The sequence below is a fragment of the Brachyspira hampsonii genome, assembly GCF_002214805.1.
Classification (GTDB): Bacteria; Spirochaetota; Brachyspiria; order Brachyspirales; family Brachyspiraceae; genus Brachyspira; species Brachyspira hampsonii.
On record NZ_CP019914.1, the window covers coordinates 994,025 to 1,013,860 of the forward strand.

At 27.9% G+C, this 19,836-nt stretch carries 14 protein-coding genes; 12 read left to right on the forward strand and 2 right to left on the reverse strand.

What is annotated here, in order from left to right; translation table 11 throughout:
• Nucleotides 1-101 precede the first annotated feature (101 nt).
• Entirely contained in the window at nt 102-2,303 is a 2,202-nt protein-coding gene (locus tag BHAMNSH16_RS04095) for a BspA family leucine-rich repeat surface protein (protein ID WP_241033651.1), read from the forward strand.
• Nucleotides 2,303-2,869, forward strand: a complete 567-nt coding sequence (locus BHAMNSH16_RS14475; RefSeq protein ID WP_241033652.1) for a DUF4132 domain-containing protein — start codon at nt 2,303-2,305, stop codon at nt 2,867-2,869. The genes BHAMNSH16_RS04095 and BHAMNSH16_RS14475 overlap by 1 nt, the downstream gene beginning before the upstream one ends.
• Here BHAMNSH16_RS14475 and BHAMNSH16_RS04100 read toward each other — a convergent pair whose 3' ends face one another.
• Nucleotides 2,870-3,937, reverse strand: a complete 1,068-nt coding sequence (locus BHAMNSH16_RS04100; protein ID WP_008731145.1) for an ankyrin repeat domain-containing protein — start codon at nt 3,935-3,937, stop codon at nt 2,870-2,872.
• Between the two features lie 202 nt (nt 3,938-4,139).
• Here BHAMNSH16_RS04100 and BHAMNSH16_RS04105 point away from each other — a divergent pair, with 202 nt between their 5' ends.
• The 9 genes from BHAMNSH16_RS04105 to carB all read left to right on the forward strand — a co-directional run bounded on the left by BHAMNSH16_RS04105 (nt 4,140) and on the right by carB (nt 15,770).
• Nucleotides 4,140-4,571: a hypothetical protein gene (locus tag BHAMNSH16_RS04105; protein ID WP_008731144.1), complete on the forward strand. Its 432-nt coding sequence runs from the start codon at nt 4,140-4,142 to the stop codon at nt 4,569-4,571.
• A 102-nt stretch (nt 4,572-4,673) separates the two neighbouring features.
• Nucleotides 4,674-5,141 (forward strand): TspO/MBR family protein, encoded by a 468-nt coding sequence (locus BHAMNSH16_RS04110; protein WP_069731598.1) that lies wholly within the window; start codon nt 4,674-4,676, stop codon nt 5,139-5,141.
• Between the two features lie 291 nt (nt 5,142-5,432).
• Nucleotides 5,433-7,664, forward strand: a complete 2,232-nt coding sequence (locus BHAMNSH16_RS04115) for a glycoside hydrolase family 2 protein (protein ID WP_008732289.1) — start codon at nt 5,433-5,435, stop codon at nt 7,662-7,664.
• 135 nt (nt 7,665-7,799) lie between these two features.
• On the forward strand, nt 7,800-8,240 hold the full coding sequence (locus tag BHAMNSH16_RS04120) for a MarR family winged helix-turn-helix transcriptional regulator (RefSeq protein WP_069731597.1): 441 nt from the start codon (nt 7,800-7,802) through the stop codon (nt 8,238-8,240).
• Between the two features lie 65 nt (nt 8,241-8,305).
• Complete coding sequence (locus BHAMNSH16_RS04125; protein ID WP_069725961.1) at nt 8,306-8,749, forward strand: YkgJ family cysteine cluster protein; 444 nt, start codon at nt 8,306-8,308, stop codon at nt 8,747-8,749.
• A gap of 7 nt (nt 8,750-8,756) precedes the next feature.
• Nucleotides 8,757-10,220, forward strand: coding sequence for a B12-binding domain-containing radical SAM protein (locus tag BHAMNSH16_RS04130; RefSeq protein WP_069731596.1), 1,464 nt, complete (start codon nt 8,757-8,759; stop codon nt 10,218-10,220).
• A gap of 86 nt (nt 10,221-10,306) precedes the next feature.
• The gene (locus BHAMNSH16_RS04135; RefSeq protein WP_008726926.1) at nt 10,307-11,260 is read left to right on the forward strand and encodes a peptidylprolyl isomerase; all 954 of its coding nucleotides are present in this window, start codon (nt 10,307-10,309) and stop codon (nt 11,258-11,260) included.
• A gap of 234 nt (nt 11,261-11,494) precedes the next feature.
• Entirely contained in the window at nt 11,495-12,580 is a 1,086-nt protein-coding gene (gene carA, locus BHAMNSH16_RS04140; RefSeq protein ID WP_008726925.1) for a glutamine-hydrolyzing carbamoyl-phosphate synthase small subunit, read from the forward strand.
• Complete coding sequence (carB, locus tag BHAMNSH16_RS04145; protein ID WP_008726924.1) at nt 12,573-15,770, forward strand: carbamoyl-phosphate synthase large subunit; 3,198 nt, start codon at nt 12,573-12,575, stop codon at nt 15,768-15,770. The genes carA and carB overlap by 8 nt, the downstream gene beginning before the upstream one ends.
• A gap of 72 nt (nt 15,771-15,842) precedes the next feature.
• Here the strand turns inward: carB and aroF are convergent, their stop codons facing one another.
• Nucleotides 15,843-16,889 carry a 3-deoxy-7-phosphoheptulonate synthase gene (gene aroF / locus BHAMNSH16_RS04150; protein ID WP_008726923.1) on the reverse strand — a complete coding sequence of 349 codons (1,047 nt, stop codon included), beginning with the start codon at nt 16,887-16,889 and terminating at the stop codon, nt 15,843-15,845.
• A 361-nt stretch (nt 16,890-17,250) separates the two neighbouring features.
• Here aroF and glgP point away from each other — a divergent pair, with 361 nt between their 5' ends.
• Nucleotides 17,251-19,812: an alpha-glucan family phosphorylase gene (gene glgP, locus BHAMNSH16_RS04155; RefSeq protein ID WP_008726922.1), complete on the forward strand. Its 2,562-nt coding sequence runs from the start codon at nt 17,251-17,253 to the stop codon at nt 19,810-19,812.
• The last annotated feature ends 24 nt before the right edge of the window (nt 19,813-19,836 follow it).

Here is a 19,836-nt window from a genome sequence, read left to right on the forward strand (position 1 = left end):
AAGCTGCAAAAATATAAATGTTATAATTTATTTAGTGTATATAAAAAATTGAAAAATATTTCAAAAAATATAAAATAACATAAAATAAATTAGGACATATAATGATGAAATACAAACCTCAAACTAGAGAAGAATTACAAAAGTTAGTACAAGATGAAAATATTTACTTGGGCGATATTGACACTAGTTTAATTACCGACATGAGCGGATTATTTTCTTTAATAAAAAGAGAAGATTTTTCTGGTATAGAAGATTGGAATGTTTCTAATGTTATTGATATGAGTTTTTTATTTATTGAATGCAATATTTTTAACGAAGACATTTCAAATTGGAATGTATCTAATGTACAAACTATGAGAGGCATGTTTGAATTCTGCAATAGCTTTAATCAAAATATAAATGATTGGAATATAAGTAATGTAAAAGATACAGCATTTATGTTTAAAAGCTGCCGTAATTTTAATCAGCCTTTGGATAAATGGGATACTTCTAATATTGAATATATGAATGGAATGTTTAAAGGCTGTACTAATTTTAATCAAAATATAAATGATTGGAATACAAGTAAAGTTAAGGATATGTCACTTATGTTTAGAGGCTGTATAGATTTTAATCAGCCATTAGATAAATGGGATACTTCTAATGTAATAAGTGCTACTGGTATGTTTATGAATTGTAGAAATTTCAATCAAAATATTAATAATTGGAATGTTTCTAAATTAGAATATGCAAATAATATGTTTGAAGAATGCTGGAATTTCAATCAGTCTTTAGATAAATGGAATACTTCTAGTGTAATAAGTACTGCTAGTATGTTTAAGCATTGTATAAACTTCAATCAAAATATTAATAATTGGAATGTTTCTAAATTAGAATATGCAAATAGTATGTTTGAAGATTGTTATAGTTTTAATCAGCCTTTAGATAAATTGGATACCTCTAATTTGAAATATATATCAAATATGTTTAAATTTTGCTATGAATTTAATCAGCCATTAAATACTTGGAATACATCTCAAATTATAGAAATGGATTATGTTTTCGATAAAGCTAAAAAGTTCAATCAGCCTTTAGATAATTGGGACACTTCTAATGTAGTATCTATGCAATGTTTATTTTATGATGCAGAAAGTTTTAATCAGCTTTTGGGTACTTGGAAAGTTAATAAAGTAGAAAATATGATTGGAATGTTATTCAGAAGCGGTTTTCAGTATTATGATTCTTTAGAGGATTGGAATATTGAATCTCTTGAGTATTTAGGCGATTGGTCTGATGTTATTTCTAAAAATATAGATAAATTAAGTTTGAAATGGATTTTATATTTATATGCTTTTGATAATGAACATAAAATTATAATAAAAAAAATAGAAGAAAATATAAAAGAGATTTATAAAATAGCTTCAGAAATAAAAAATAAAAAAGTTCAATCAGCTAAAAGAAAATTAGAAAATATTTATTTTAATGATTTAAAAGAATTTCTTAATTATCAATTATTTGATACTATTGAACAATATGAAGAAAGTATCAATAAAAAATTAAGTAGAAAAGATGAAAAGAAAGTTTCTTATATAGAAAATTGTAATGTGCTAATAAAAGATAAATCAAGAGAAGCTGATACAAGAGTAATAAAATATATATATTTAAAATATTTGGAGCTTAAAAGAGACATTTATCATCTTATTGAAATTGACTCTATTATTAATTTACTTGACAGAGAAAGTTTTTTGACTTTTGCTAAAAATATTTATATAGAAACATATAAAGAAGCTGCTGTTGTTGTTTATAGTTTATACGGAGGAGATGAGGCTTTAAGAGAAATATACAAAAAAGAGAAAGACTCTAATTTCTTTTTGATAATTTTATCATCAGTAAAAACAACAGAATATAGTATTAAATTATTATATGATATCTATTCAAAAACTAAAAAATCAGAATTGAGAGAAGAGGCTTTTAATTTACTAAATAAAATATCAAAAGAAATAGGACTTGATATTAATGATTTAGAATTGAAGTTTACTTCTAATTTCGGATTTGATACAAAAGGTGAAAAAATTATTAATGATGATTATAAATTGATTTTAAATAGTGATTATTCTGTGAATGTATTTGACATAAAAAATAATAAGGTATTAAAGGCAGTATCCAAAAACTTTGATGATAACATAAAAGAAGAAATAAAATATATTAAAAATGAAATTCCAAAAGTGATAAAAAAACTTTCTATAAAATTAACTAAATCATTGATGTATGAGAAAAATATAATTATGCTTTCTTTAAGGAGGTATTTATTGATAATCCTTTAATGAATAAATTTTCTTCTTCACTTATTTGGAATTTGTATGATAAAGATAATCTGTTTTTAACAACATTTAGATACTCTAATGACGGAAGCTATTCAAACTACGAAGATGAAGAAATAAATATTGATGAAAATAGTTTTATAAGTTTGGCAAGCCTCATAGAAATGGAAGAAGATACTATAAATAAATGGAAAAAACAATTAGAAGATTATGAATTAACCCAACCTATACAGCAATTAAGTATAATAAAATTAGATAAAAATAATTTAGAAAATGAAATAAATAAATTACAGAACATAGAAATATCTTACGGTACTTTTAAGGCTTTTGGTTCTAGATATTCAATGAATCCTAGTTATTTAGAATATGGTACAGTTGAAAGTTATAATTTAAAACTAGACAATAACGATTATTTTGAAATAAAAATAAATGCCAATAATGATATTGATTATAAAGATAAAGTTAAAATAAATATACAATTCTCTAATGAAAATAATCAAAAAGTATCAGAAAGATTTATTTATACTTTACTAGCTCTTATAATATGGGATTTTAGATTATATAAATAATTATCTTTTTAAATATTCATCAAAAAGTTTTATTATATCATCTCTTTTATTTTTTGCTGCCAATCTGTATGCAGTATTTCCATAGCTATTTCTATCAGTAGGACTAGCCCCTGCTTTTAAAAGTTCTTCTATTATATTTATAGGTGTTCCTATAGTTCTGTATATTTTTTTATTTAAATTACTATCCTGAACAGGAGCTTCATATTCATACATTACCGCTCTTATTAAAACAGTATTTCCATTTCTATCGCGTGCATTAACATCAGCACCAAGTTCTATCACTTTTTTTATTAATTCAAAATCTAACTGCCTTTTTTCTATCAAATACATAAGAAGTGTTTTTCCGTCATTTGTACTTGAAGAATTTACATCAGCACCTAAATTTATATATTCATTTAATATTTCCGTAGAATGAGTGCTGTCAAAATTCGTAGATATCACTTGAGAATTATATATAATAGCCTCGTTCAAATTACTTGCCCCAGCATTTACTAATTCTTTTATTATATCAATATTAGTTGCCGCAGTTAAAGGTGATTTTCTCTCAGCACCTTTATAATTTCTGTATACTTCTATATATGCTCTTGTATTAACATTAGCACCTTTATCTATTAAATATTTTACAACCTCTAAATGATTGCCTTCGCATGCAGACACTAAGGCAGTATTAAGATCCTTAGCACCTAAATCAATAAGTTTCTCTGCTATATCTAATTGTCCACCAATAGCCGCATAAGATAATGCAATATTATAATTACTAGCCCCAGACTTCATTATATTTTCTGCTATGTCCCAATAACCTTCGGCACATGCAACATAAAAAGCAAAATCAAAATCTTTAGCACCGAAATCCAATAATTCCTGAACTATTTCATTATTACCAAGCTGAGCTGCATACATTAAAGGACTCATACCATAATTTACATTGTATAAATCCAAGTTAATGCCTTCTCTTAATAATATTTTTACTTTATCTATATCATTATTTTTTATAGATTCCATTAACTCATCATTCTGAGAAAATGCAAAATTAAATACTATAAATAATAGAATAATTATTTTTTTCATTATAAAATCCAAGTTATAAAATACCGTTTCTATTATCGGAAATAATAAAACTATACTTATAAAATAAAAAATTTGCAAAATTATAAATAAAATCGTATAAATAGTAAACATAACAACAATTATAAATATAATATATATTGATATTTATTTTTATAGGTTTATAATTTGCATATAGGGGTAGAATACATTTAAGAGGTATAATATGGAAATAAGTATACGAAATAATGCTCCTTATATAAGAAACAGCAACAATATAAGAAATAACAGCAATAATATCAATAATATTGTTCAGGAAGCAAGCCAAAAAACTCCTATAAGTGAAGTAGGAGTATGCAAAACTTGTGCTTCAAGAACATATCAGGACGGCTCTAATGATATAGGAGTATCTTTTAAAAGCCCTACTCGTATAGATCCTTCAAGTGCTCCTTCTATGGTGGCATCACATGAACAAGAGCATGTTGCCAATAATCAAAGATCTGCTGAAAAAAGCGGCGGTGAGGTAATTTTCCAAAATGTAACGTTAACTACTAATATATGCCCTGAATGTAAAAGAGTTTATGTTTCAGGAGGTGTTACAAAAGCAGCAATAGCAAGTTCATCTTCTAAAGGAAATAATTTAGATACTTATGCATAAAAATATTAAAAAGTTCTATTTTTCTGCAAATTTCAAACTATATAATGACTGGTAAATTTACATTATAATATATAATTATAATATAAGTTGGGAGGTATTATAATGAATAAAAGATTTATTATCACTTTAATAATTTCAGTAGTTATATGTTTATTAATAGGTGCTTTAGGAGGACTCAGTGTAAAAGCTGATAATTTTGTTTGGTATGATTCCCTTGATAAATCACCATTAAATCCGCCAAATATATTATTTCCAATAGCTTGGAGTATTCTTTATGTACTGCTTGCAATATCAGTTTCTATTATAATCAATAAAAAACCTACAGACAAAAAAGCTGTTATAATTTTTATAGTACAATTAATATTAAATTCCCTTTGGACTTTTATATTCTTCGGATTAAAACAGCCTTTATTCGGTCTTATAGAAATAATGATTTTAGATGTTATGATAATAATAACTATAATAAAATTTAAATCTATTTCAAAAGCAGCTTCTTATCTTCTTGTACCATATTTGGCATGGTGCTTATTTGCAAGCTATTTAACATTTTATATAGTAACATATAATTAAGCATAAAAAAATAATATAATTTGCTTCAAAATCATTTATAAACTTTTTTAAAATCCATTGACAGAAAAAACCTACAAGTTTATTATTTTATGCAAAATAATATAATACAATCTATTTATAAACGATTTTTTCTATTTTTTAATAATTTATTTAATATATAAAATAAAAATTAATTATGAAATAAATACAATAATTAAATCAATATAAAATATATTTTTTTAACACTTTCATTGATTTTTATTATTTTAAATATAAAATATTTTTATAATAAATTATTGGAGTATTACCAAAATGAGAGAAATAATCAATTTTAATACCGATTGGAAGTTTTTTAAAGAATGGAGCGATAATATAAAAAGCGATAATAAATTAAAAGGCGAAAATATCACATTACCGCATACAGTAGCAGAAATACCATTACATTATTTTGATGAATCAGATACTTGGCTTGTTTCAGGATATCAAAACATTTTTAAATATGACAAAGCAAAGTTAAAAGACAAAAGAATATTGATTAATTTTGAAGGTGCTATGGCTGCTGCTGAAGTATTTGTCAATGAAAAAAGTTTTGGAGAGCATAAAGGCGGATATTTACCTTTTGTATATGATATCACAGATGAATTAAAAGACGGAGAAAATCTCATAGCTGTAAAACTAGATAGTACAGAAAGAGAAGATATCCCGCCTTTCGGAAATGAAATAGATTATTTATGCTATGGCGGAATATATAGAGAGGTACAAATTATTATTGCTGATAATATATCAATAGAAAATGTTATGCTTACAGGACTTGCTAATCAAAATATAACAGGAAAGATAAGAATAAGAAACAGCAAAAAAGAAAGCATTAAAGAAACAATTTCTATTAACTTATATAACAGAGAATATCATATATGCGAGATAAAAAAAGAAATAACTTTAAAAAAAGGCGAATTGTTTACAGATATAACAATAGATGAACATATAGACTCTGACAGAATAGAATTATGGGATATAGATAATCCAAGACTTTATAAATTGGAAGTATCTATTGCCAGCAATGAAGATAACTTTTCTGTAAAAATAGGATTCAGAGATGCTAAATTTACTGAGAACGGATTTTTCTTAAATGATAAAAGAATAAAATTGAGAGGGTTAAACAGACATCAAAGTTTTCCTTATGTTGGTTATGCTATGCCTGAAAGAATACAAAAGAAAGATGCCGATATATTAAAATTCGACTTAGGACTTAATATAGTTCGTTCTTCACACTACCCTGCTTCAAGACATTTCTTAGACAGATGCGATGAGATAGGATTAATGGTATTTGAAGAAATTCCGGGTTGGCAGCATATAGGCGATAAAAAATGGCAGAAAGCTTCTGTAGAAAATGTTAAATATATGATAGAAAGAGATTATCATCATCCTTCCATTATAATATGGGGCGTAAGAATCAATGAAAGTCAGGATAATCATAGCTTTTACAAAGAAACTAATAAAACAGCCCATGAACTTGATAAAACAAGACAAACAGGCGGAGTAAGATATTTAGTGGGCAGCGAACTTTTAGAAGATGTATACACAATGAATGATTTTAATTATGACGGTACTTCTGATCCTCTAAGAGCACAAAAATTTGTAACTAAATTAGATAAAAATGTTCCGTATATGATAACAGAATATAACGGACATATGTTCCCTACAAAAATGCAGGACTGTGAAGAAAGATTAATAGAACATACTAAAAGACACTTTGAAATAATTAATGCCGTTGCTATAGATAATCATATTTCAGGTTCTACAGGCTGGTGTGCCTTTGATTATCATACTCACTATAATTTCGGTTCAGGCGACAGAATATGTTATCATGGCGTTTATGATATGTTTAGAAATCCAAAATTGGCTGCATCAGTATATTCATCACAAACAAACAAAAGAAATAAAATTGTATTAGAACCTATCACTATATATACAAGAGGAGAAAGATCTATAGGCGGAATATCTCCTTTAATGGTTGCTACAAATTGTGATTATGTAGAAATTTATTTTAAAGATGTCTTAATAGCCAAAGAATATCCTGCTACAGGAAGATATCAGGGATTAAATCATGCTCCTGTTATAATAAAAATGGATATAAATATACCCGGAGTAAGCGATATGGGTTGGACAGATATGAAATTAATAGGTTATATAGACGGAAAACCTGCTATAGAAAAAAATTATTTGAATAACCCTACTTTCAAAAGTTTGTATGTAAAAGCAGATGACAATGAAATTAATTCTGTAAGCGAAGGATCTTCTTGGGATTCAACAAGAATAACTGTAAAAGCTGTTGATGCTATTGGAAACAGACTTCCATATATTAATGAAGCTATTACTATAGAAGTAAAAGGAGCAGGAGAATTAATAGGAAATGATAATCCTGTACTTGAAGGCGGTTATTATTCTTTCTGGGTTAAATCAAATAAAAATAAAGGAAGTATAAAAATTACAGTAAAAAATAAAAGAGTAAAAGAAGAAACTATAGAGATAAAAGTAAAATAAAATTAGTAAGTTTTTATTAATATATATAAGAGTTTGAGATGTAAATTTCAAACTCTTTTTTTATAAAAATTTATCTTGTTTTATTTTTAATTTATGTTTAATATTAATAAAAATATTAAATAATGGGATAAAATTATGAAAAATGAAGATATAAAAAAACATATAGAAACAATATATGATTTTTGGTATACATCAAATAGATTTTATTATTTATGGGCTAAACAATATGGAATAACAGATTTAGCTTTATTCACATTATTGATAATTTACAACAGCAAAGAATGCGTACAGAACTCCATTACAGAAAAATTGTCTGTGCCAAAACAAACTGTTTGTTCTATACTAGATAACTTTGAAAAAAAAGGATATATTAAGAAAAAAGTTAATCCTAAAGATAAAAGAAATAGACTTATTAGTTTAACAAAAAAGGGAAATACATTTGCCGAGCCTATATTAAAAGAGTTGGAAAAATTGGATATAGCAATGCTTAAATGTCTTACGGAAGATGAGATAAAAAATTATGTTGAATCTCAAAAGAAACTTATAACATTTATGAATAATTATTTTGATAATTAAAATATTGAATTTAATAAAATAATTAATATAATAGTTGTATAAATTATTTTAAAGGCGGTTTTATTTTGAAAGTTATACCATCAGATAGTTTATTAAAAAATAGAAAAGAAAAAGTAAGTGAAAAATTATGTGCAGACTGCAATTCATTATGCTGTCATGATTTGGTTATGGAAATATCTCCTCCTAAAAATGAAAGCGAACTTAATACATTAAAATGGTATTTGCATTTCAGACATTCATTTATATTTATATATGAGAACACTTGGTATCATATGATAAGAAGCGAATGCAGATATTTAGATAAAAAAACATATTTATGCAAAAATTATGAAAATAGAAATGAAATCTGCTCAAAACACAGCCCTCCTAAATGTGAAAGATATGAAGAATGGTATGATGTAATATTTGATGATCAATATGAATTAGAAAAATATGTATATGAAAATAAAATAATTAAGAAAAAATCTTCCGGTACAAAGAAAAAAGCAGCTAAAAAAACTAAAAAATAGATAAAATATGAAAAAAAAAGAAATAAAAAAAGTTTGTATAACATATCCCCCATTTGAATATAATAATGGATATCCATTAATATCTTTAAATAGGCAATTTCAATGGTTAAAAAATCCGTCATATTCATATCCTATAATACCTTCTTATGCTGCCACATTATTAAAGAATAATGGAATTAATGTTGTGTTTTTAGATACAATAGCATCTAATATGACAACTATAGATTGGTTTAATAGTATAGATAACATCTCTCCTGATTTAGTATTTTTTGAGGTAAAAACCCCTATAATCAATTATATTTGGGATACTATAGAAACAATAAAAGAAAAATATAATAATACATATGTAGTTTTAGCAGGAGATCATGTTACAGCTTTGCCTGAAGAAAGTATGAATAAATCTAAAACTGATTTTGTATTAACAGGCGGAGATTATGACTTTCTTCTTTTGAATTTGGTTAATCATATAAATAACGGAGATAAACTGAAAAAAGGAATATACTACAGAACTTCTAATGGAAATATAAAAAATACAGGAAAATTTGAACTTGAAGAATCTTTAGACAGACTTCCATTTATAGATAGAAATCTCACAAATTGGAAATTATATTCAAAAATAAATAGATATTTTAAAAAAATACCCGGAACATATATAATGTCGGCAAGAGGATCTATACATAATAATTATAATAGTAATTCTTCAAATATTCTATTTAATAATATAAGAGTTAGAAATCCAATTAATGTGATAGATGAAATAGAATATTTGAATAAAAGATATGGAATAAAAGAAATATTAGATACAAGTGTTTATTTTCCTACAGGAGAATGGCTTTCATTATTCTGCGAAACTATGAAGGAAAGAAAACTACATAAAAAACTTTATATAGATTGTTATATTTATCTTGGAATACTAGAATATCAAGATTATAAGATGATGAAAAAATCCGGATTTAAAACAGTTATTTTTAATTTACCTTCAGGAAATGCTCAAACTATTGAAAAGCTAGGCATTACCGACAACAACATAGAAAATATTATAGAATCCATAAAATTAGCAAAGAAAGCAGGTTTATTTGTAGATATAATGGTAAAAATAGGTTATCCTTGGGAAACATCTGAAGATATAACAAATACATTTAATATTGTAAAATACTTAATGCTCAATGGATATATTAATTCCATGAACGCTTCTATTTTTATACCATATCCCGGAACAAGATTATTTAAATATTGCGATGAAAATAATTTGATTAAAACGAAAAATTGGTTTGATTATGATATGAGAAAAAGCATTATGAAACTAGATATGGATGATGAGCAAATATTTAAATACATTGAATGTTTTTATAATTTATCATTTACGCCAAGATATGTTTTTCAGAAAATAAAAAGTATAAGAGATATTTACGATATAAAATACTATATAAAATCGTTTAAAAACATACTTTCATACTACTTAAATGATTAAAAATATACTTGCATGGAAAATGTTTTAATGATATTCTTTTTAAACGGTTTATATATATGCCATAATTATTAAGGATTAAAGTTTATATGAAAAAAATAATAGTTTTTATATTATCTTTTATTTTTCTGCAAAGTAATTTTTTGTTTAATGATGTTGTAAATAGTATAGTTGGTATAGTTGGTTCTATGCCGATTACTTATGAAGATTTTTTAAGCAGAAAAACATTTTTGACATTGCAGGCTAGATCTATTGGACAAAAAGTTACTGATGATATGGTTTATAAAGATTTAGTTGAAGAAAGGATAATGTATTTAAAACTTAAAGAAAATAATTATGTCATAGAAGATAATGATGTAAAAAGAAGATTAGAAAGTATTGCAAAACAATATAATATGACTTCAGATCAATTTGCTAAGCAGCTTATGGCTGAAGGAATATCTTATGAAGAATATAAGAATTCTATAAAAAAACAAATAGCTATGGAAAATTTATACGGACTTGTAGTTAATAACACAGAAATTAGTGATAAAGAAGCCGATGAATTCTATAATAATTCTAAAGATAAATCTGCATTTGAAGCTGATACTTTGGTAAAACTTTCTTGGATATTTTTCAAAGCCGCCACATTTACAGAAAAAGGAGAAAAGCAGGAATTAGCAAGTAAAGTAAGAGGAATGGCAGCAAGAGGACAAGATTTTGCCGAGTTAGCTAAACAATACAGTGAAGATGAAGCAACAAGAAAAAACGGAGGAGATTTGGGATATAATCTGCTTTATGATGCCGGTAAAAGATCTTTGCCTGCTCAAATAAATGCTGGTCTTAATTTGGCTAAAAGAGGATATAAAGTAGGTACTGTAAGCAGTGTTCGTGAATTAGTTGGAAAAGGCTTCTATATAGTAAAAATAATGGAAATAGAAAAAGATATGGAAAGCATAAGAACAAGAGTAAAGAATTATTTAAGCGAAGCTCGTATGAGAGAATCATTTATTAAATGGCTTGACGAAGAAACTAAAAGAGTATCTGTTCAAATTTATAAATAATTGATATACTTAAACAAAAAATTAATTGTAAAATAAATTATTATATGTTATTATTAAAAACAAAAATTGAGAAAATTGTACTATGATTTGGAAAAAGTTTAAATTAAAGAAAACGCTGTTAACAGCTTTTGATAATCTTAAAAAGATTGGAGATTGACTTTCCGTTAATTTCCAATCTTTTTTTTATTTTTAAGAAAAATCTAAAAAAAATTTAGAATAATAGGAAGGTGGAATTTGAAACGTTACTTAATACTCGAAGATGCAAGCCATTATGAAGGCATAGCTTTTGGTTCTGATAATTTTAAAGTGGGAGAATTAGTATTTAATACATCTATGACAGGTTATCAGGAAGTATTATCCGATTTATCTTACTGCGGACAAATTACTGTTATGACTTATCCGCTTATAGGAAATTATGGAATAAACAGAGATGATTTTGAAAGTTTGAATCCGGCTATATTTGGATTTGTAGTTAAAGAGGCTTGTAAAAGTCCTAATAACTTCAGGAATGCTGAAACTATAGATGAGTTTTTGAAGCTTAAAAATATTCCGGGTATAGAAAATATAGATACTAGAGCAATAACAAAAAAAATAAGAGAAGCCGGCACTCTTAAAGCTGTAATGAGCGACACTATAGATAATAAAGATGATATAGTAAAAATGCTTAAAGAAACACCATATATGAATGATCATGTAAAAAGAGTTTCTACAAAAAATGCCTTTCCTATTCCTAATAGAGGTAAGAAAGTTGTATTAATAGATTTCGGAGCAAAACTCGGCATAATAAGAGAATTAAGCGAAAGAAATTGCGATTTGATAGTAGTTCCTTATAATACAGATTTCAAAACCATAATGAGTTTAAATCCTGACGGAATAATGCTTTCAAACGGACCGGGAAACCCTAAAGATGTTAAAGAGTCTATAAATACAATAAAAGAGCTTATAGGAAAAGTACCAATATTTGGTATATGCTTGGGGCATCAGCTTATAAGTTTGGCATGCGGTGCTGATACTATGAAATTAAAATTTGGTCATAGAGGCGGAAATCACCCTGTTAAAGATTTAGAAACCGGAAAAGTAAGCATAACAAGTCAGAATCATAGTTATGCAGTAAAAGCAGAAAGTTTATCCAATACGGATCTTGTTATGACGCATATATCTTTAAATGACGGAAGCTGTGAGGGAGTTAAGCATAAAAGATATCCTGTATTTTCTGTTCAGTATCACCCTGAATCTAGTCCGGGACCTGAAGACAGTAAATATTTATTTGATAATTTTATTGAAATGATAAACAACAATTATGGAGAAAAAAATGCCTAAAAGAAAAGATATAAAAAAAATATTAGTAATTGGGTCAGGACCTATTATTATAGGACAGGCTGCTGAATTTGATTATGCAGGTACGCAGGCATGCCAATCTTTAAGAGAAGAAGGATATGAGGTTGTACTTATAAATTCTAATCCTGCTACTATAATGACTGATGCCGCTGTTGCTGATAAAGTTTATATTGAGCCTATTAATTTGGATTTCGCTAAAAGAATAATATATAAAGAAAGACCTGATGCTATATTAGGTTCTCTTGGAGGTCAGACAGGATTAAATTTGGTTGTTGAACTTGCTGAGAGCGGAATATTAGATGAATATGATGTTGAGATATTGGGTACAGATTTGAATGCTATAAATTGTGCTGAAGACAGGGAACTTTTTAAAAATCTTATGAATGAAATTAATGAACCTGTTCCTGAAAGTATAATAGTTCATAGTGTTGAAGAAGCTATTGAATTTGCAAATAAAATAGGCTATCACTTGGTTGTTCGTCCTGCTTACACTCTCGGAGGAACAGGAGGCGGATTTGCACGCAATGAAAGAGAATTAATAGAAATATGCGAAACAGGTTTAAAAATTAGTCCTGTACATGAATGCTTAGTTGAAAAGAGTATCGCAGGTTATAAAGAAATAGAATATGAAGTAATAAGAGATAACAATGATAATGCTATAGTAGTATGCAATATGGAAAATGTTGATCCTGTTGGAATACATACAGGAGACAGTATAGTGGTTGCTCCTTGTCAGACTTTAAGCGACAGAGAAAATCAAATGCTTAGAAATGTAAGTCTTAAAATAATAAGAGCTTTGAAAATATGCGGCGGATGCAATGTACAGTTGGCATTAGATCCTAATAGCTTTAAATATTACATAATAGAAGTTAATCCTAGAGTATCTCGTTCAAGTGCTTTGGCTAGTAAAGCTACGGGTTATCCCATTGCTAAAATCAGTGCCAAAATAGCAGTTGGTATGACTTTAGATGAAATAATTAATCCGATAACTAAAAAAAGTTTTGCATGTTTTGAGCCTTCTATTGATTATGTAGTTACAAAATTCCCAAGACTTCCATTCGATAAATTTCCAAACGCCGACCGACAATTAGGTACTCAAATGAAAGCTACAGGCGAAGTTATGAGTATAGGAAGAAATTTTGAAGAGTCATTTTTAAAAGCTGTACGCTCTCTTGAAATAAAATGCGATCATATAATACATAATGATGTTTCTAATTATACCACTAAAAAATTATGGGAGCGTATAGAATTAAGAGATGATTTAAGAATATTTATCATAGCTGAACTTCTAAGACGAAAAGAAGATATAAAAGATATAATATATATCACTCATATAGATAAATTCTTTTTAGACAAAATAAAAAATATAATTACATTAGAAGAAAAATTGCACAAAAATAAAATGAATATAGAAGTTTTAAAAGAATGCAAAGAGGGAGGATTTTCTGACAGTTACATATCTAAAGTTTGGGAAACTGAAGAAATTGATATATACAAATTAAGACATGAAAATAATATTATTCCTGTATATAAAATGGTTGATACTTGTGCAGGAGAGTTTGAAAGCGAAACTCCTTATTTCTATTCTACTTATGAAAAAGAAAATGAATCTTTTAAAAGCGGAAAAGAAAGCATCATAGTATTAGGCTCAGGACCTATAAGAATAGGACAAGGTGTGGAGTTTGATTATTCTACAGTTCATTGTGTTATGACTATAAGAGAAGCAGGATATGAAGCTATAGTAATAAATAATAATCCTGAAACTGTATCAACTGATTTTTCTATATCCGATAAACTTTATTTTGAACCTTTAACTATAGAAGATGTTATGCATATAATAGAACTTGAAAAACCTAAAGGTGTTATAGTACAGTTCGGCGGACAAACTGCTATTAACTTGGCAGAAAAACTAGTTATGCATGGAGTTAATATATTAGGCACTTCTTTAGAAAATATCAATAAAGCTGAAGACCGACATGAATTTGAAGAGATGTTAAAAACTCTTAATATACCTCAGCCTAAAGGTGAAACTGCCATAACTGTTGATGAAGCTTTAGTAATAGCAAATAATATAGGCTATCCTGTTTTAGTTCGTCCTAGTTATGTACTTGGCGGAAGAGCTATGGAGATAGTGGATAATGATGCATCATTAAAAATTTATATGGAAACTGCTGTAAAAGAAGTAAGCAATAAAGCTCCTATATTAATTGATAAGTATGTTATAGGAAAGGAAATAGAAATTGATGCTATTGCCGACAGTGAGAATAATATATTTATTCCGGGAATTATGGAGCATATAGAAAGAGCAGGAATTCATTCCGGTGATTCTATAAGCGTATACCCTACTCAAACAATATCAAATAAAGTAAAAGAAACTATTATTGATTATACTAAAAGAATAGGTATAGGATTTAATTTTATAGGGCTTTACAATATACAATTTATAGTTGATAAAAATGATAATGTTTATGTACTTGAAGTGAATCCTAGAAGCAGCAGAACAGTACCTTTCTTAAGCAAAATAACTAATATACCAATGGCTAATGCGGCAACTATGTGCATAATTGGAAAATCATTGAAAGAGCAAGGATACAATAGTTTATATAAGGAAGAATCTAATAAGGTATTTGTTAAAGCTCCTGTATTTTCTTTTGCTAAATTAAGAAAGGTAGATACTATACTAGGACCCGAAATGAAAAGTACAGGCGAAGCATTAGGCTTTGATTTTAATTTTGAAAAAGCATTATACAAAGCATTAATAGCGAGCGGACTTAGAATACCTTTACAGGGAAATGTACTTCTCACTATTTCAGATAATCATAAAATTGAAATACTTGATTTGGCAAAGAGATTTTCTAATATAGGCTACGGAATATATGCCACAAAAGGAACTGCTAATTTCTTAAGAGAAAAAGGACTTTATGTTAAAGAAGTATCAAAAATTTATGAAGAAGGTTTAGAAAATATAATAGACACTATAAGACTTGGTAAAGTGGACTATGTCATAAATACAATAGAAAGCAACAGCCAAACACATTCAGACAGTTTAGAATTAAGAAGGGCTTCTGCTGAAAATAATATATCCTGTATTACATCATTAGATACGGCTTATGCTTTACTTAAAGTTATAGAATCTATGAATTTCACCATAATGGATTTGTCAAATATTTAAAAAATAAAAAACTATGTATTTGTTATCAACATAAAAACAAATACATAGTTTAAAAATTCATTTTAGATAAAATTAATTTTTAGTATAAATTTTACCGCCATGACGCTCTTTTATCTTAGTTACAGTATCAGCCATCATATTAACAGAAGCCATAATCTCTTCAAAAGTATCAGGTTTTATAGACTGAGCCCCATCACATAAAGCATGTTCCGGATCATTATGCACTTCTATTATCATACCATCAGCACCGGCAGCAAGAGCAGCTAAAGTGAGAGGAAGTGCCATCCAAGCCTTACCGCTTGCATGTGAAGGATCTCCTATTACAGGCAAATGGCTCATTCTTTTTATTATAGGTATTGCAGAAACATCGAAAGTATTTCTAGTATAAGTTTCAAAAGTTCTTATACCTCTTTCACATAATACTACATTGCTGTTTCCTTTATCCAAAATATATTCAGCACTCATAAGCCATTCTTCCATAGTGTTTGCAAGCCCTCTTTTTAGAAGTATAGGTTTCTTTAATTTACCTACTTCTTTTAAAAGCTCGAAGTTCTGCATATTTCTTGCCCCTATTTGAATCATATCCACTGTATTTTCAAAATCTTCTAAATGTCTTATAGATACAATCTCACTTACTATAGGAATGCCTACTTCTTCTTTTGCAAGTTTTAAAATTTTAAGTCCGTCAAGTGCTAATCCTTGGAAAGCATAAGGTGAAGTTCTAGGTTTGAAAGCCCCTCCTCTAAGTATTGAAGCACCTGCCGCTTTTACGCTTTTAGCAATATTAATAACCTGCTCTTCACTCTCAACAGAACAAGGACCCGCTATTATAACAGGTTTTTCAGCTCCTATTTTTACTCCGCTTACATCAACTATAGTATCTTCTTTTTTGAAAGCTCTGTTTGCTCTTTTGAAAGGTTCCTGAACTTTTAAAACTCTTGCAACACCTGGTAAAGTAGCCATTAATTCTCTGTCAACCTTAGAAGTATCCCCTACTATACCTATAACGGTACAGTCAACTCCTACTATCTTGTTGGTACCAAGTCCTGCTTCTATAAGCCTGTCTGTTATATTATTAATATGTTCTTCTTTAGCATTTGGTTTCATTACAATAATCATAGTAATTATCTCCTCGAATTTAAAATATTATGTTAAGTATGATTGCTTTATATTATGTTTTCTTTGAATTAAAAAATTCAATTTATATATTTTGTTTGTTGTAAAAAATAGAATATTCTGGCGTTTTAAACGCCAAAAAAGAATGATAAGCAAAAGAAGTTATTGCTGATAGAGTTAATAAAAATTCTGCATTTCATAATTGTTTATTATATATCAATATGAATAAAAGTCAAGAAAAAATACTTATAATTATAATTTTATATAAAATAACATCATATAATTAAATAAATTCATTGATTTTATTATAAAATATTATAGAATAAGCAAGGTATATCTAAAATAATTTTTAAGGCGGTATATTATGAAATTAAATAAATATATGGTTTCACCATCGGTACCAAAAGAATTGGAGCCACTTATAGAAATTACTAAAAACTTTTGGTGGTGCTGGAATCAGAAAGCAATAACTTTATTGAGAACGATAGATATTGATAATTGGGATAAAAGAGATCATAACCCTATAAGAGTTTTAGGCGAATCTTTACAAGAGCGTTTTGATGCTATGCTTCAAGATGATGCTGCTATGATGAATTTAGCTGAAGTTTATGATGAGTTTAAAACTTACATGAATCAGGAAACTTGGTATAATAGTTTAGATGAAAGTAAAAAAACTAAAAACGAAAAAATAGCTTATTTTTCTTTTGAATACGGACTTCATGAATCTTTGCCTAACTATTCAGGCGGTCTTGGTATATTATCAGGAGATCACTTAAAATCTGCAAGTGATTTAGGTTTGCCTTTGGTAGCAATGGGACTACTATACAGAAAGGGATATTTCAGACAATATTTAAATGCTGACGGCTGGCAGCAGGAATATGATATAGAAAATGATTTCTTTAACTTAGCTTTAGAAAAAGTTTTAGATAAAAACGGCGAAACTATGAAGGTAGATGTTGATTTACCCGGAAGAAAAGTTTATGCTCAGATATGGAAAGCTAATGTAGGAAGAATTGAACTTTACTATTTGGATGCTAATATAGAAGAAAACAGCGTTGAAGATAGAGATATTACAGCTCAGCTTTACGGCGGTAACTTAGAAACTAGGATACAGCAGGAAATACTTCTTGGTATTGGAGGAGTTAAGGCATTAGATAAATTAGGCATTAAACCTACAATATACCACATGAATGAAGGACACAGTGCTTTTCTTTCTTTAGAGAGAATAAGACAATTAATGGAAAATAATAATTTAGATAAAGAGACAGCAAGAGAGGTAGTTTACAGTTCTAATATATTTACCACTCACACTCCTGTACCTGCCGGTAATGATATATTCCCTATAGATATGATACAAAAATACTTTACAGAATATGTTAAGCATATAAATATGTCTATGGATGAGTTCATAAGACTAGGAAGAATTAATCCTGATGATCAAAAAGAAAGTTTCTGTATGACAGTTCTTGCTCTTAATTTATCAGCTGAAAATAACGGAGTAAGCGAACTTCATGGACATGTATCAAGAAATATGTGGAAAGATATATGGAGAGGCGTTCCTGTTAATGAGCTTCCTATAGATTCTATTACTAACGGAATTCATACTTTAAGCTGGATATCTTTTGATATGCAGAACTTACTTGACAGATATTTAGGACCTCGTTGGAGAACTAAACCATTAGAATATGAAATTTGGGAAAGAGTTCAGAAAATACCTGATGCAGAACTTTGGAGAACTCATGAAAGAAGAAAAGAAAGACTTATTGATTTCTGCAGAGACAGATTAAAAACTCAAATTACAAACAGAGGATTCACAAAAAAAGAAATAGAACATGCAGATCAAATACTTTCTCCGGAAGCTTTAACTATAGGTTTTGCAAGGAGATTTGCTACATATAAAAGAGGAACATTGCTTTTCAAAGATTTAGAAAGATTAAAGAAAATTGTTTCTAATTCTGAAAGACCTGTACAAATAATATTTGCAGGTAAAGCTCACCCGCATGATAACGGCGGTAAAGAATTAATAAGAAATATTGCAGAAATCTGCAGAAGAGAAGATTTTAGAGATCATATAGTATTTATAGAAGATTATGATATAAATGTTGCCAGATATATGGTTCAAGGCGTAGATGTATGGCTTAATAACCCTAGAAGACCTTTAGAAGCAAGCGGTACAAGCGGTATGAAAGTTCCACCAAACGGAGGATTAAACTTCAGCGTATTAGACGGATGGTGGGATGAAGCTTATGATGGTCAAAACGGTTGGGCTATAGGCAACAGAGAAGAGTATACAGATTTAGAATATCAAGATGAAGTTGAAAGTAAGGCTCTTTATAATGTATTAGAAAATGAAATTATACCTCTATTCTATGAAAGAGGAAGAGATAATATACCTAGACAATGGGTTGCTGCTATGAAATGGAGTATGCAGACTGTTTGTCCAGTATTTTCTACTAACAGAATGGTTGCTGACTACTTTAATAAATTCTACAATAATGCAAGTAAAAGATTCTTCAATATGACCGAAAATGAATTTGATAAAGCTAAAAATCTAAAAAATTGGAAGAATGATATTATTTCAAAATGGTCTAAAGTTTCATTTGAAAATACAATTTCTGAAATGCCTTCAAGAAACTTAAAAGTTGGAAGTAAATTTGAAGTTAAAACTATAGTTAATCTTGGAGATATAGCACCTGATTCTGTAAGAATAGAACTTTATTATGGTAAGCTGAGTATGAAAGAAAATATTATAGATCCTATTACAGTTGAAATGAAGCATTCTTCAGATTTAGGAAACGGCAGACATTCTTTCTCCGGTACTTTAGAATGTACTAATAGCGGACAAAGCGGTTATGCTATAAGAATGTATCCATATCATAAGGACTTAAGCTATAAATTTGATATGAAACTTGTTATATGGAGTTAATACTCAAAGGGTAACTTATATAAA

Coding starts and splice junctions, on each gene's coding strand:
- BHAMNSH16_RS04100 (WP_008731145.1), bottom strand. CDS start 3,937: ATGAAAAAAATAATTATTCTATTATTTATAGTATTTAATTTTGCATTT.
- BHAMNSH16_RS04130 (WP_069731596.1), top strand. CDS start 8,757: ATGAAAAAAAAAGAAATAAAAAAAGTTTGTATAACATATCCCCCATTT.
- aroF (WP_008726923.1), bottom strand. CDS start 16,889: ATGATTATTGTAATGAAACCAAATGCTAAAGAAGAACATATTAATAAT.
- BHAMNSH16_RS04115 (WP_008732289.1), top strand. CDS start 5,433: ATGAGAGAAATAATCAATTTTAATACCGATTGGAAGTTTTTTAAAGAA.
- glgP (WP_008726922.1), top strand. CDS start 17,251: ATGAAATTAAATAAATATATGGTTTCACCATCGGTACCAAAAGAATTG.
- BHAMNSH16_RS04105 (WP_008731144.1), top strand. CDS start 4,140: ATGGAAATAAGTATACGAAATAATGCTCCTTATATAAGAAACAGCAAC.
- carB (WP_008726924.1), top strand. CDS start 12,573: ATGCCTAAAAGAAAAGATATAAAAAAAATATTAGTAATTGGGTCAGGA.
- BHAMNSH16_RS04135 (WP_008726926.1), top strand. CDS start 10,307: ATGAAAAAAATAATAGTTTTTATATTATCTTTTATTTTTCTGCAAAGT.
- BHAMNSH16_RS04120 (WP_069731597.1), top strand. CDS start 7,800: ATGAAAAATGAAGATATAAAAAAACATATAGAAACAATATATGATTTT.
- BHAMNSH16_RS04095 (WP_241033651.1), top strand. CDS start 102: ATGATGAAATACAAACCTCAAACTAGAGAAGAATTACAAAAGTTAGTA.
- BHAMNSH16_RS04110 (WP_069731598.1), top strand. CDS start 4,674: ATGAATAAAAGATTTATTATCACTTTAATAATTTCAGTAGTTATATGT.
- BHAMNSH16_RS14475 (WP_241033652.1), top strand. CDS start 2,303: ATGAATAAATTTTCTTCTTCACTTATTTGGAATTTGTATGATAAAGAT.